Consider the following 14,421-nt stretch of genomic DNA (forward strand, 5'->3'; position numbering starts at 1 on the left):
CAGTCGGCCGGTTGACGCGGCCTTAGGTTCGGGGGCGCGATCGGTGCAGTGGGGCCGATTTCTCTCGCCCCACTGCACGATCTGCGCCCCAAACTGCGACCTGCCCCGAGCCCCCTGCGCCTTCTAACCCAGCGCCGGCGTCCGCGGCGGCACCGTCCGCCGCGGACGCAGCGCCTCGAACGCGGCGGCCATCGCCAGCAACGCCGCGTCGTCGTACGCGCGACCCGCGAACGTCAGGCCGCTCGGCATCCCGATGTCCGGCAGCGTCCCCAGCGGCACTGTCACCGTCGGCACCCCGCAGTGGCGGATCGCGAGGTTGCCCGTCGCGACCCACACGCCGTTGCGCCACGCGATGTCGGCCGACGCGGGATTCACGTCGGCGTCCGACGGCGCCACATCCGTGAGCGTCGGGAAGACGACGGCGGCGAAGCCGTTGGCATCCATCCACTCCTCAAGATCGCGGCGGCGGGTCTCCTCGAGACCCCGCAGACCGGCAGCGAGCTCGGGGATCTCGGTGAACGAAGCGACAGGGTGCTCGCGGACGTGCGCCGGGTAGAGAGCGATGTCGTCGTCGAAGCCCGTGTACCGGTCGGGCAGCGCGCCCGCGGGGTGCGGGAAGATCTCGGCCCCGTCGACCGACGCCAGACCCGGATGCCCGTTGGCGCGGAGGAAGTCGTCCCACGCCCACGCCGAGAGGTCGACGATCTCGCGGTCGAGGAACTCCTCCGACACCAGCCCCCGCGTCCGGATCGTCGGCGCACCGGGACGATCCCCCTCGTAGGTGCTCACGAGCGGGAAATCGCAGTCGACCACGATGGCGCCGGCCGCCTCCAGGTCGGCCCGAGCGACCGCCCACAGATCGAGGAGCGACGGCCGCGGCTCGATTCGCTCACCGGTCGGCCCACCGACCCCGCGGGAACCCGTCCCGGTGAGCGGATCAGCGCCGACGAACATGCGCGGGATGCCGATGCGCTTGCCCCGCAACGACGGTCGGCCGGCGAGCTCCGCGAACGACGGCGGCCGCACCTCCTCGACCGCGGGGAGGGACACCCACGGCTGCGCACGCCAGAAGTCGCCGCGCGTCTCGGGGTCGTCGGCAACGATCACGTCGAGCACCGCGAGCAGGTCGGCCATCGAGCGGGTGTGCGGCACGACGACGTCCATCGTCGGCACGAGCGGCCAGTTGCCGCGCACCGAGATCAGGCCGCGCGACGGCGTGTAGGCGCACAGGCCGTTGCACGCCGCGGGGGCGCGGCCGCTCGACCACGTCTCCTCGCCCAGCCCGAACACGCCGAACGACGCGGCGGTCGCCGTGCCTGAGCCGTTCGAGGACCCCGACGCGAACGCCGACGTCAGGTAGTCGGCGTTGTACGGGCTCTCGGCGCGGCCGTACAGCCCGCGCTGCATGCCGCCGTTCGCCATTGGCGGCATGTTCGTCAGGCCCAGGCAGATGGCCCCGGCCTCACGCAGCCGCGCGATCGTGAACGCGTCGCCCTTCGCGACGAGGTCGGCGAACGCCGGACTCCCCGCGGCGACCGTGAGGCCGCGCACCATGTAGCTGTCCTTCGCCGTGTATGGGATGCCGTCGAGCAGCCCCCGCGACTGGCCCGCGGCCCGGCGCGCATCCGATGCCTCCGCCTCGGCGAGCGCGTCGGGGTTCCGCACGACGACGGCGTTGAGCTTCGTCTCGGTGTCGGGTCCGTCGTACGCGTCGATGCGCGCGAGGTGCGCCTCGACGAGCTCGACGGCGGTCGTGCGGCCCTCGGCGAGAGCGGCGGCGAGGCTGGCGATGGAGGCCTCGACGACGTCGATCACGCCGTCACCTCCGGCTGCTGCTGGGTGATGCAGTGGATGCCACCGCCGCGCGCGAAGATCTCGCGGGCGTCGACGGTCACGACCCGGCGACCCGGGTAGACCTCCTCCAGGATGCCGCGAGCTGTGGCATCCGCTTCGTCCTCGCCGAAGCCGCACGCGATGACGCCGCCGTTGACGACGAGGTGGTTGACGTAACTCCAGTCGACGTCGCCCTCGGCGTCGCGGACGGTGGCCGGTGCGGGCAGATCGACGATCCGGAGCGCGCGGCCCGAGGCATCCGTCTGCGTCTGGAGGAACGCGCGCAGCTCCGCCGAGACGGCGTGGTCGGGGTGCGCGGGGTTCCGCTGGTCGTGGAGGAGCACCACGCCGGGCGACGGCAGCGTCGCGACGATGTCGACGTGCCCGCTCGTGCCGAAGTCGCCGTAGTCGCGGGTGAGTCCGCGCGGGAGCCACACGGCGTGCGTGGCACCGAGGGTACGGAGCATCTCGGCCTCGACCCGCGCACGGTCGGCGTACGGGTTGCGCCGCGGGTCGAGCTGCACCGTCTCGGTGAGCAGCACCGTCCCCTCGCCGTCGACGTGGATGCCGCCGCCCTCGTTGACCAGGGTCGACGACACGAGCTCGGCCCCGGTGGCCTCGGCGATGATCCGGGCGTGCTCGGCGGCCTTCGCCCACACCGCCCAGTCGTGATCGCCCCAGCCGTTGAAGATCCAGTCCACCGCGCCGAGGGCGCCCGGCCGCTCGGGGTCGACGACGAACGTCGGACCCGAGTCCCGCAGCCAGAACTCGTCCACGGGTGCCTCGACGATCTCGATCCCGCCGCCGAGCATCCGTCGGGCACGGGTCAGCTCGCTCGGGTCGACGAGCATCGACACCGGCTCGAAGTCGGCGACGGCGTGGGCGACCGCGGCCCACGCGGCGTAGCCCGCTTCCCGCTCGGCATCCGTTTCTCCCAGGGTCGGACCCTCGCTCGGGAACGCCATCCACGTGCGGGTGTGCGGGGCGGTCTCGCTCGGCATGCGCCAGGTCATCGGGGTTCCTCTCGTACGGCGGTGAAGGTCTCGCATCCTGCCACCATCGTCATCACGGGTCGGGCGGAGAGAAGGGATGCCGTGCCCGCGGCGAACGGGTCGGTGTCGATCACCACGAGATCGGCCGCAAAGCCCGGGGCCAGTCGTCCGCGCCACTCGGCGTCGCCGACCGAGGCTGCGGCATCCCGGGTCGCGTGCGCGATCGCGCGATCCAGGGGCAGCGCGTACTGCGGGTGGATCGCCGGCACCGACGGATCGAGCGCCGAGGCGCGCGTCGCAGCGACATACATGTTCGCGAGCGCGTCGTGCGGGGCCGTGGGGGCGTCGGTCGAAAAGGCCAGGAGCGTTCCCGCCGCCTCGTACTCGGGCCAGGCGAATGCCCGCTCCACCCGCTCGTCGCCGAGCATCGCGGCCCAGTTCGCGAAGATCGCCGGGTCGGCGTGAACGGGCTGGAGGGATGCCGTGACCCCGAGCCGCGCCATGCGCTCGGCCGTACCGGGCGCGGCGTACTCCAGGTGTTCGAGGCGGTGGCGACGGGGGATGTCGCCGTTCGCCTCGATCGCCCGCTCGATCGCGGTGAGCGCGGCGTCGCTCGCCGCGTCGCCGATCGCGTGCATCGCGATCTGGAGACCCGCGGCGTCGGCCGCCGCGACGATCGGGGCGAGGTCGGCGAGCGGCCAGATCGGCTCGGCGTTCGAGCCGTCGGCGTAGGGGGCGCCCATCGCCGCGGTGCACGCGTCGATGACGCCGTCGAGGATGAGTTTCACGCCCACGACTCGCAGCCAGGGCGAGGCGGGGCGGGCCGCGAGCTCGACGACCCGGTCGAGCTGCGCGAGGTTGCGGTCGAGGTCGCCGGTGTTCTCGAGCAGCCAATGCGCCGACACGCGCAGCGGCAGCTCTCCGCCGTGACGCTCGATGGCCCGCTCGAACGCGGCGAGCGCGTGCTCATCGAACGCCATGTCGACCACGCCCGTCACCCCGGCAGCCGAGTACGCGGCCAGCACCCGTTCCACGGCCTCGTCGCGGTCGGCATCCGTCATCGAGGCATCGCGCTGGCCCCAGGCGTACTGCACCGCCGCGGTCTCGAACAGCATGCCGTTCGGCTCGCCGTGCTCGTCGCGGCCGATGGCGCCCCCGAGCGGATCGGGGATGTCGCGGGTGATGCCGAGCTCCGCGAGAGCGGCGGTGTTCACCCAACAGGAGTGGTAGTCGTTGGCATCCAGGTACACCGGCACGTCGGCCACGACGGCGTCGATCATCGCCGCAGTGGGGGCTCCGCCCGGCACGGAGTCGAAGAGCCAGCCGCGACCGCGCAGCACCGGGGCGTCGGGGTCGGCGGCGCGCGCCTCCCGCAGCAGCTCCTGGATGTCGCCGAGCGTGCGCGCATCGGTGAGAGCGACCTGGCCGAGCGAGGCACCCAGCATGAGCAGGTGCGTGTGCGCATCGGTAAACCCGGGCAGCACGAGCGCGCCGTCGAGGTCGACCGTGGCGCCTCCACCGGTCTCGGCGGCATCGCCGATCGCGACGATGCGTTCCCCCTCGACTGCCACCGCGTGCGTCCACTGCGCGTCGGGATCGGCATCGGCGGTGAAGATACGGCCGCCGCGGTAGACCGTGCGGGTCATGCGGCCACCCCCGCCCCCTGACGCTCGAGGCGCCGCGAGAGAAGACCGATGATGCCGGCGGGCACGGCGAGCACGAAGCTCGCGATCGCGAGGGCGATCGTGAAGCCCTGGTAGCCGAGCGCCTCGACGAGGTTCGCCCCGATCACGGGAGTGAGCGCGGAGCCGACGAGGTAGGTGGCCAGGAGCGGGCCCGACCAGCGCCCGTCGGCGTCGAGGGCGGCCGACGTCGAGATGAAGAAGGCGAAGACCAGCGCGTAGACGGTGTTCCAGACGATGAAGACGACCACGAAGAGCGTGGGGTCGGAGATCGTGCCCTGGACGATCTTCAGGATGCCACCGAGCACGAGAAGAACGACCAGAGGGATGCCACGGCCCCAGCGGTCACCGACGATCATGAGTCCGATCGAGGCGAGCAGACCGCCCGCGGTGGCGCCGGAGAGCGCGATGCCGAGTCCCTCGGGCGTGAGCCCGGTCTGATCGGCGCCCATGACACCGGCCATGGCCCACAGCGAGTCCTCGCTCGCGGCCCACAGGGCGAAGACGACCAGCAGCGTCATGCCCGCGATCGTGACCGTGCGCGAAGGCTTCGGCGCGGTGCGCCGCGTCGCCGCCGACGATTCCTGGCGCACGGCGGCTTCGGCGTGCACCGGGGCGGCGGGAGCGCCCGGCAGCCACATCACGAGCACGAGAGCGACGAGGCTGAACACCGCCATCGACCCGAACACGTCGATCGGGGCGAGCCCGATCATCGGCACGACCGCGAGGACGACGGTGATGATGCCGCGGTTGGCCAGGCCGTAGAAGCCGGCGACCCGGTCGGGATTGCGGAACGCCGCGATCGCGGCGCCCGAGGCGGCGACCGCCCCACCCGCGCCGACCCCACCGACGAGGAGACCCGGGAGGAGCAGAACCGGGACGAGAGCGGCGAGGCCGAAGCCGGCGACGGCGAGCAGCAGACCCGCGCGAGCGACCGTTCGGCGCGAGCGCCCGGCGCACAGCGGGGCCACGGCGAGACCCGTGAGGGCGGTGAGCAGCAGGACACCGGTGACGAGCCAGCTCGCGGTGAGCACGTCGGCGCCCAGGCCCTCCTGCACGGCGATGATCATGTACGGCGAGAGGTTGACGCCGAGGTACCCGGCGATGCCGACGATGAACGTCGAGCTCGCGGTGGGAAGGCGCAGCGGAACGCGGGTCGAGCCAGTGGCGGCGACGGCGGCGGTGTCGCGGGTGGTGGAAGACACGGGAGACCTTTCGGGGGCGCCGGCGGACCGGCGGTGCGGGGTGGGCCCCGGTCGGAATCGTCGTTGATCGCGACCGGATGAGGCCGAGGCTACGGACCGAGTGTTTCGGTTCCGGCGTCGATGGTGTTTCAGGAACATTAAACGTTTAAGTTCCGGGCAGCGCAAGACCCGGTCGAACCGTCGGGTAGCGTCGGCACACGTGACCCCTCGAAAGCCGACGCTCCACGACGTGGCCGCGTCCGCGGGCGTCTCCATCGCGGCGGCGTCCTTCGCGCTGCGCGACAAGCCGGGGGTCTCGCCCGAGACGCGCGACCGCGTGCTCGCCGTCGCCCGCGAGCTGAACTACACCGTGAACGTTCCGGCGCGCAGCCTGCGCACGGCCCGCTACGGCGCCGTCGGCCTCTACCTCCCGCCCGGGTCGACGCGGCTGCCGTACTACACCGAGTTCGCCTTCGGCGTGGTGGATGCCGCCGACCGCCTCGGACTCTCCGTCATCCTGCTCCCCCACCGGGGCCCCGGCGACGCCTCCGCGCCCACCGCGTTCGTCGACGGCTACGTCGTCGTCGATGCGACGACCGAGGATGCCGGCATCCGCGCGATCCTCGACACGGGGCGTCCCGTCGTCAGCGGCGAGCACATGGTCGGCGGCGACGACCGGGTCAGCGCGAGCGTCGTCTCCGACCACGCGAGCGCGATGACCCGCCTCCTCGACCACCTCTCCGATGCCGGGGCGCGGCGCATCGGCGCGGTGCTGCCCCCGGAGGGCACGGCGTGGAGTCACGACATCGCGCGCGCATACGACGCGTGGATCGCCGGGCGCGGCGGTCTTCCGATCTCGCGACGCATCGCGTTCGTCCCCACCACCGACGAGGTCGCCGACGCCGTCACCGACGTGCTCGCGACAGAGTACGTGGACGCACTCGTCGTCGTGCCGAGCGGATCCGCTGCCCCCGCGCTCGATGCCGTCGCGCGCGCCGGGCGCCGCATCGGCGACGATCTGCTCCTCGCCGCGTACGTCGACGAACCCATGCACGCCCTGCTCGCCCCGAGCGTGACGTCGTTCGACCTCGAACCCCGCGATTTCGGCGCGGCCTGCGTGGCGCTCCTGGCGGAGGTGTGGGATGCCGACGGCCTCGACGACCGTGTCCGGGTCACGCAACCGCGGCTCGTCGTGCGGGCGAGTACGACGCGAGTCCGCCCGACCTAAAGTGAACACCGTGCAGGTGAGGTTCTTCGGCGGCCTTTCCGTGTCGTCGGGCGCGGACGAGGGAACCGTCCCCGGACGCGGGCAACAGGCGCTGCTGCTGCGCCTCGCCGTCGACGCCGGAACCGCGGTCGGCTATCGCGCTCTTGCCGACGACGTGTGGCCGTCGGACACCCCCGAAGACCCGCGCGCGGCGCTGCAGTCGCTCGCTTCCCGGTTGCGGCGCACCCTGCCCGAGGGACTGCTCGCGTCGGTCCCCGGCGGCTACCGGCTCGATCTCCCCCGAGAAGAGGTCGACATCACCCGCTTCCAGGACCTCGTCGCCGACGCCCGCCGGCACGGCGACGCGGGGCTCGCACGTGAGGCGCTCGCGCTGTGGACCGGAGACCCCTGGACACCGCACGACGGCTTCGACTGGCTGGTGCGCGACCTGTGGCAGGACCGCGGGCACGCCGAACGCCTCGCCGCCGCCGCACCGATCACCGCCCCTGCACCGGCCACCACGACACCGGCACCCGTGCCCGCCGCGATCGCCGAGCTCGTCGGGCGGGCGACCGAGCTGGACGCGATCCGTGACCGCCTCGCCACCGACCGGCTGGTCACCCTGATCGGACCGGGCGGCGCCGGCAAGACGACGCTCGCGCTCGAAAGCGTGCGCGGCGCCCCCGACGCCCTCGTCGCCGAACTCGCCCCGGCCGCGCCGGGTGAGGTGTGGGCGGCTCTCGCGGGAGCGGTGGGGCACGGCATCCGCCTGACCGAGACCTCGGGGGGCGCACCGATGAGCTCCCGCGAGCGCGTGCTCGACGCCGTCTCCGGTCGCGACGTCGTCGTCGTGCTCGACAACTGCGAACACGTGATCCTCGAAGCCGCCGAGGTGGCGCACACGCTGCTCGGGAGCACTCCGGGCCTGCGGATCCTCGCGACGAGTCGAGAACCGTTGGGGATCGTCGGCGAGGCGTTCGTGGACCTCGGGCCTCTGCCCGCCCTCGACGCCGACGAGCTGTTCGCCCGACGCGTGCGGTCGGCCCGCGGCACCCCTCCGTCCCCCGAGGAACGCGGGGTCGCGGAGAGCATCGTGCAGCGGCTCGACGGTCTCCCCCTGGCGATCGAACTCGCCGCGGCCCGCGCCCGGACGCTCACGCTCACCGAGATCGACGCCGGGTTGAGCGACCGCTTCGCGTTGCTGTCGCACGGGCCGCGCCTGAGCCCCGACCGGCACCGCACCCTGCGGGCACTGATCGACTGGAGCTGGGACACCCTCACCGACGCCGAGAGAGTCGCCCTGAAGGCCGCGGCGGTGTTCCCCGACGGGGTCGGCAGCGGCGATGCCGCCGTCGTGGCCCAGGCCTTCGACGTGGATGCCACGGTCTTCGACGCCCTCGTGGACCGCTCGCTGCTCGTCCGGCGCGACGGGCGCTTCCGCCTGCTCGAGACGGTGCGCGAGTACGGACTCGACCGGCTGCGCGCCGAGGGCGCGCAGACCGCCTTCCGCGAGCGCGCGGCCGACGTGCTGACGACACTCGCGACCGCACAGGAGACTCGGATGCGCGGGCCCGGGCTGCGTGCCGGGCTCGCGTGGTTCGACGCCAACGAAGAGAACCTCTCGTCCGCCCTGCGCACCTGCGCGACGGGACGTGACCGACGTGCCGGCCGCCGCCTGCTGCGAGCCCTGCTGTGGCCGTGGGCGGTGCGCGAACGCACCGACGAGCTGCGCCCCGCCCTGGCGACCTTTGCCGACCCGGAGGCGCCGCTCGACGACGAGCCGAGCGTTGTGATCGAGGCGCTGGCACTGTTCTCGACGTCCTTCCCCGAATTCGGCCGGGCCGTCGAGACCGATGCGGCTGCGTTCGCCGCGCGCCGTGCGCAGCTCGAGGCGGCAGCGGCACGGCATCCATCCGAGGTGAGTGTCCTCGCGGCCCCGCTCCTCCGTCTCGCCGAAACGGTGCTGCACGCCCAGGACGCCCACACGGGGCGCGCGTGGCACGTCGACGTCTCGGCGACCGACATCGACTCCGCGCCACCGTGGTCACAGGCGACGTTGCACATGATGCGCGCCGGCGCCGCGCAGAACGCCGGCGACACCGACGCGCTGGGACGCGAGAGCGAGAGGGCGCTGCGGCTGTTCACCGAGGTGGGGGATCCGTGGGGCACCGGCATCGCCAGCCAGCTGCGCTCGGAATGGCTCGTGCTCGCGGGCCGGCTCGAGGAGGCGCTCGCCATGAGCGACCACGCCGCCGAGATCGTGGCCGGACTGTCCTCGGCATCCGACCTCCTGCAGCAACGCGCGCAGGCCGTCGGCATCCTGCTCCGACTCGATCGACTCGATGAGGCCCGCACGCGTATCGCGGAGATGGAGGCGGTCGCCGCCAGCGACGGGTCTGTGCGCGCCCTGACGCAGGTGCAGATGGCGGCGACCCAAGTCGAGGTCGCCGCCGGGAACGGTGAGGCCGCGCTGCGCCGGGCCGATCTGATCGACCTCGATCCGGGATTTCCCGAGCAGGTCACCGCCTGGTGCGCGGCGCAGCGGGCGGAGGCGCTGCTGCTGCTCGGACGAAACGACCAGGCGCGGGAGGCTCTGCGCGCGGCCGTGCCGCTGGCCGTGCGATCGCGCGACCACCCGATCGTCGCCGCGGTCCTGGTGTCCGTCGCGGGGTGGAACGCCGCGGAGGGACGCCCCGGCGCGGCCCGAGAAGCACTCGCGCGCGCCGACGCCGTCCGCGGTGCCGCCGACGAGCGCGCCCCGTTCCGCCGATGGGTCGAGGAACGCCTCGGCGCGGACACCGGAGGAGTTCCGGCGTCCGCGCCCGGCATCCCGCCGGCCGACGTCGGCCAGGTGGATGCCGACGTGCTCGCGGCCCTGCTCGACTAGGCCTTGCGCATGTAGGCGCGGACCGTGAGCGGCGCGAACACCGCCACGATGACGGCCGCGCCGACGAGCGACAGGACCGCGTCGGAGCCGAGCGTTCCGCTGTTGACCAGGTCGCGCACCGCGGTGACCAGATGCGACACCGGATTGATGTCGACGAACCACTGCAGCCACGACGGCATCGTGTTCGCGGGCACGAACGCGTTCGACAGGAACGTCAACGGGAACAGGATCAGGATCGATACGCCCTGCACGCTCGACGCGGTCCGGGCGATCACGCCGAAGAAGGCGAAGATCCAGCTGATCGCCCATGAGCACACGATCACGAGGATGCCCGCGAGCACGACCGAGCCGAAGCCGCCTTCGGGCCGGAACCCCATGATGTACCCCATGGTGAACGTCAGCGTCGTGGCGATCGCGTAGCGGACGGTATCGGCCAGCAGCGCCCCCGACAGCGGCGAGATGCGCGCGATCGGCAGCGACCGGAACCGGTCGAACACGCCCTTGTCCATGTCTTCGCGCAACTGCACGCCCGTCACGACCGAGGTCGTGATGACCGTCTGGACGAGGATGCCGGGGATGACGATCGGCAGGTAGCTCGCGACGTCGCCGGCGATCGCGCCGCCGAAGATGTACGTGAACATCAGGGTGAACAGGATCGGCTGCACCGTGACGTCGATGAGCTGTTCGGGCGTGCGACGGATCTTCAGCAGACCGCGCCACGCCATGGTGACGGTGTTGCGGACCGTCTGACCGAGCCCCGCGGTACGGGGCAGGTCGCGCGGGATCGCGATCGTGGTCATGCGCGGACTCCTTCCAGGTCGGCGGCGCTCTCGCGCGCCGCATCGTCGTCGGCCGGCAGTCCGCTGCCGGTGAGGGTGAGGAAGACCTCGTCGAGCGTGGGCTGCTGCACACTGAACTCGCTCAGGTGCACCCCCGCGTCGCGGAAGGCCACGAGCAGATCGGTGACCTGGTCCGGATCGGACATCGGCACCGTGAGGCGTGCCGCCTCCGGGGACACGATGGCCGTGGCATCCAGGACCCGTCCGATCGTGGCGCGCGCGACCTCGAGATCGGAGCCCGGCTGCAGCCGCAGGATCAGGGACGCCTGACCGACGGATGCCTTGAGCTCGAGCGCCGTGCCCTCGGCGACGACGCGTCCGCGGTCGATCACGGCGATGCGGTCGGCGAGCTGGTCGGCCTCGTCGAGGTACTGCGTGGTGAGGACGACCGTGGAGCCGGTCGACACAAGGCGGCGGATCGTGTCCCACATCTGTCCGCGAGTGCGGGGGTCCAGGCCCGTGGTCGGCTCGTCGAGGAAGATGAGCGGCGGTTGGGCGATGAGCGATGCCGCGAGGTCGAGTCGCCGGCGCATGCCGCCGGAGAACTTCGCGAGCGGCCGGGAGGCGGCCTCGGTGAGGCCGAACTCCTCGAGGAGCTCCGTCGCCTTGCGGCGGGCATCGGCGCGGGAGAGCCCGAGCAGGCGCGCGAAGATGACGAGGTTCTCGGTGGCCGAGAGCTTCTCGTCGACGGAGGCGAACTGCCCGGTGAGGCCGATGAGCTGCCGCACGACGTGCGCGTCCTTCACGACGTCGTGGCCGAAGATCTCGGCCCGCCCGCCGTCGGGACGCAGCAGCGTCGTGAGCATGCTGATGGTGGTGGTCTTGCCGGCACCGTTGGGGCCGAGAACGCCGTAGACGGTCCCGGCTTCGACGACGAGGTCAACGCCGTCGACGGCCCTGTTCGAGCCGAACGTCTTGACGAGCCCTTCGGCTCGCACCGCGGGAACGCGGGTGGTTGAGGTGGTCATGACGACAGGATGCGCCGGGCGCCCTGTCGCGCCGCTGTCACGGCGGGGGCGGTGCTGTCACGGCGCTGTCACGGGCGGACACCGAAGAAGAAGACCGGATGCCATGACCCCGGGTCATGGCATCCGGTCTCTGTCGTTGATCTCAGGCGCCGCGCAGGCGCTCCGCCAGGTAAGCGTGCAGGCCGTCGAGGGGGATGCGCTCCTGGCCCATCGTGTCGCGGTCGCGGACGGTCACGGCGTTGTCGTCGAGCGAGTCGAAGTCGACGGTGACGCAGTAGGGCGTGCCGATCTCGTCCTGGCGGCGGTAGCGGCGGCCGATCGCGCCGGCATCGTCGAAGTCGACGTTCCAGCCGGCCGAGCGCAGCGTGTCGGCGACTTCGCGGGCCAGGGGCGACAGGCGCTCGTTGCGCGACAGCGGCAGCACGGCGGCCTTCACGGGCGCCAGGCGCGGGTCGAGCTTCAGCACCGTGCGGGTGTCGGTGCCGCCCTTGGCGTTAGGCACCTCTTCCTCGCGGTACGCGTCGACGAGGAACGCCATCATCGCGCGCGTCAGACCGAACGAGGGCTCGATGACGTACGGGGTGTACTTCTCACCCGACGCCTGGTCGAAGTACGTCAGGCTCGAGCCCGAGGCATCCGAGTGGCTCTTCAGGTCGTAGTCGGTGCGGTTGGCGACGCCCATGAGCTCGCCCCACTCCTTGCCCGGGAAGCCGAAGCGGTACTCGACGTCGATCGTGCCTGCCGAGTAGTGCGCGCGATCCTCTTCGGGGACATCGAAGCGCTTCATGTTCTCGGGGTCGATCCCGAGCTCGACGAACCAGTTCCAGCACGCCTCGACCCAGTGCTCGAACCACTCCTGCGCCTCCGCCGGGGGCGTGAAGTACTCGATCTCCATCTGCTCGAACTCGCGCGTGCGGAAGATGAAGTTCCCGGGGGTGATCTCGTTGCGGAACGCCTTGCCCACCTGACCGACGCCGAACGGGGGCTTGCGACGCGATGCCGTGAGCACGTTCGAGAAGTTCACGAAGATGCCCTGCGCGGTCTCGGGCCGCAGGAAGTACAGGCCCGACTCGTCGTCGACGACGCCGAGGTAGGTCTTCACCAGCCCCGAGAACGCCTTCGGCTCGGTGTACTGGCCCTTCGTGCCGCAGTTGGGGCACGGAATGTCGGCGAGGCCGTTCTCGGCCTTGCGGCCCTTGCGGGCCTCGAAGTCCTCGATGAGGTTGTCGGCGCGGAAGCGCTTGTGGCAGTGCAGGCACTCCACGAGCGGGTCGGTGAACGTCGCGACGTGACCCGACGCCTCCCACACGCGCTTGGGCAGGATGATGCTGGAATCCAGCCCCACCATGTCGCCGCGGCCGCGCACGAACGTCTGCCACCACTGCCGACGGATGTTCTCCTTCAGCTCGGTGCCGAGGGGGCCGTAGTCCCACGCCGAACGCGAACCGCCGTAGATCTCACCGGCCTGGAACACGAACCCGCGGTGTCGAGCGAGCGAGATGACCTTGTCGAGGCGGGACTGTTCGGCCACGGTGGCTCCAATGGTCGGGAAAGCGGTGGGATGCCGCGAAAACGCGCGGGAACTCTAGTTTATCGAGCGGCGCCGCGCCTCATCGCGCGATCCGCTCGGTGCGCACCGTGAACGCGTCGAGCGCCGCCTCATCGATCTCGACGCCGAGCCCCGGTCCAGTCGGGACGCGCACGTGGCCGTCCTCGATGATGGCGGGCTCCGTCACGATGTCGCGGTCGTAGAAGCGGGCGGATGCCGAGATGTCGCCGGGGAGCGTGAAACCCGGGAGCGCCGCGAGCGCGGCGTTGGCGGCCCGCCCGATGCCGGTCTCGAGCATGCCGCCGCACCACACGGGGATCCCGGCGGCGCGGCACCGGTCGTGGATCGCGAGCGCTTCGAGGTAGCCCCCGACCCGCCCGGCCTTGATGTTGATGATCGCCGCGGCACCGAGCTGCAGCGCGTCGGCGGCGGCCTTGTCGGACACGATCGACTCGTCCAGGCAGATCGGGGTGGAGAGCCGCCGGGCCAGGGTCGCGTGGTCGACGATGTCGTCCTCCTGCAGCGGTTGCTCGATGAGCAGGAGGTCGAAGGCGTCGAGCCGTTCCAGCGTCGGGGCGTCCGCGAGGGTGTACGCGGAGTTGGCATCCACTTGCAGGGGAATGCCACCGAAAGCCGCCCGCACGGCGGCGGTGTCGTCGATGTCACGGCCCGGTTTGATCTTGATCTTGATGCGCACGTAGCCCTCGTCGAGGTACGCCGCCACCGCGTCGACGAGCGCGGCCGGGTCGCGCTGGATCCCGACCGAGACGCCGGAGGGCACGCGCTCCTTCTCCGCGCCGAGGTACTCGCCGAAGCTGCGGCCCTCGGCGCGCAGTGCGGCGTCGATCACGGCGAGCTCGAGTCCGGCCTTGGCCATGCGGTGCCCGACGACCGGAGCAAGGGTGCCGGCGACCTCCTCGGGCGCGAGCGTGCGGCGTTGGAGCAGGGCCGGCGCGAGAAAGCGGGTGAGCACGTCCCACGCGCCGTGCGTGTACTCGCTGGAGTAGGAGGGTTCCGCCTGCGTGACGACCTCGCCCCAGCCGACGCCGTCGGCGGTCTCCGCGCGGACGACGATCACCTCGCGCACGGTCTCGGTGCCGAACGACGTCGTGAACGGCGACACCAGGGGGATCTGCAGGACGCGCAGCTCGACGGCATCCAGGATCACGGGGGCGGCGGGGGTGCGGGGCGGCATGAGGGCAGGGTATCCGGCGTTGTGTCCCCGACCAGCCGCACACCTCCGGCAATTCGACCCACGCACGGACCCGGATGCCACGGCA

General features: G+C 71.9%; 10 protein-coding genes. 2 read left to right on the forward strand and 8 right to left on the reverse strand.

Features of this window, described 5'->3' with window-relative positions:
* Positions 1 to 123: 123 nt before the first annotated feature.
* From LL239_RS01585 to LL239_RS01600, 4 genes are read right to left on the reverse strand one after another with little or no spacing between them, the layout of a single operon-like run.
* The gene (locus tag LL239_RS01585) at positions 124 to 1,815 is read right to left on the reverse strand and encodes an amidase (protein ID WP_228161683.1); all 1,692 of its coding nucleotides are present in this window, start codon (positions 1,813 to 1,815) and stop codon (positions 124 to 126) included.
* Complete coding sequence (locus LL239_RS01590) at positions 1,812 to 2,846, reverse strand: agmatine deiminase family protein (protein ID WP_228161684.1); 1,035 nt, start codon at positions 2,844 to 2,846, stop codon at positions 1,812 to 1,814. The genes LL239_RS01585 and LL239_RS01590 overlap by 4 nt, the downstream gene beginning before the upstream one ends.
* Positions 2,843 to 4,471 (reverse strand): amidohydrolase, encoded by a 1,629-nt coding sequence (locus LL239_RS01595; protein ID WP_228161685.1) that lies wholly within the window; start codon positions 4,469 to 4,471, stop codon positions 2,843 to 2,845. The genes LL239_RS01590 and LL239_RS01595 overlap by 4 nt, the downstream gene beginning before the upstream one ends.
* Positions 4,468 to 5,712, reverse strand: a complete 1,245-nt coding sequence (locus LL239_RS01600; RefSeq protein ID WP_228161686.1) for an MFS transporter — start codon at positions 5,710 to 5,712, stop codon at positions 4,468 to 4,470. Before LL239_RS01600 ends, LL239_RS01595 begins: the two co-directional genes overlap by 4 nt.
* 199 nt (positions 5,713 to 5,911) lie before the next feature.
* On the opposite strand from LL239_RS01600, the gene LL239_RS17950 reads away from it, so the two are divergent.
* Both LL239_RS17950 and LL239_RS01610 read left to right on the forward strand, forming a co-directional pair.
* Positions 5,912 to 6,919, forward strand: coding sequence for a LacI family DNA-binding transcriptional regulator (locus LL239_RS17950; protein ID WP_228161687.1), 1,008 nt, complete (start codon positions 5,912 to 5,914; stop codon positions 6,917 to 6,919).
* Positions 6,920 to 6,929: 10 nt separating this feature from the next.
* Positions 6,930 to 9,785 (forward strand): ATP-binding protein, encoded by a 2,856-nt coding sequence (locus LL239_RS01610; protein ID WP_228161688.1) that lies wholly within the window; start codon positions 6,930 to 6,932, stop codon positions 9,783 to 9,785.
* Here the strand turns inward: LL239_RS01610 and LL239_RS01615 are convergent.
* The 4 genes from LL239_RS01615 to menC form a co-directional block, all read right to left on the reverse strand.
* A complete protein-coding gene (locus LL239_RS01615) occupies positions 9,782 to 10,585 on the reverse strand; it encodes an ABC transporter permease (RefSeq protein WP_228161689.1) in 804 nt (267 codons plus the stop codon). The two genes, LL239_RS01610 and LL239_RS01615, sit on opposite strands and share 4 nt — an antisense overlap.
* Positions 10,582 to 11,592 (reverse strand): ATP-binding cassette domain-containing protein, encoded by a 1,011-nt coding sequence (locus LL239_RS01620; protein ID WP_228161690.1) that lies wholly within the window; start codon positions 11,590 to 11,592, stop codon positions 10,582 to 10,584. Before LL239_RS01620 ends, LL239_RS01615 begins: the two co-directional genes overlap by 4 nt.
* A 142-nt stretch (positions 11,593 to 11,734) precedes the next feature.
* Complete coding sequence (locus LL239_RS01625; protein ID WP_228161691.1) at positions 11,735 to 13,123, reverse strand: glycine--tRNA ligase; 1,389 nt, start codon at positions 13,121 to 13,123, stop codon at positions 11,735 to 11,737.
* 79 nt (positions 13,124 to 13,202) lie between these two features.
* The gene (gene menC, locus LL239_RS01630; protein ID WP_228161692.1) at positions 13,203 to 14,336 is read right to left on the reverse strand and encodes an o-succinylbenzoate synthase; all 1,134 of its coding nucleotides are present in this window, start codon (positions 14,334 to 14,336) and stop codon (positions 13,203 to 13,205) included.
* Positions 14,337 to 14,421: the final 85 nt, after the last annotated feature.

The organism is Microbacterium testaceum, from assembly GCF_020781835.1.
Taxonomy (GTDB): Bacteria; Actinomycetota; Actinomycetes; order Actinomycetales; family Microbacteriaceae; genus Microbacterium; species Microbacterium testaceum_H.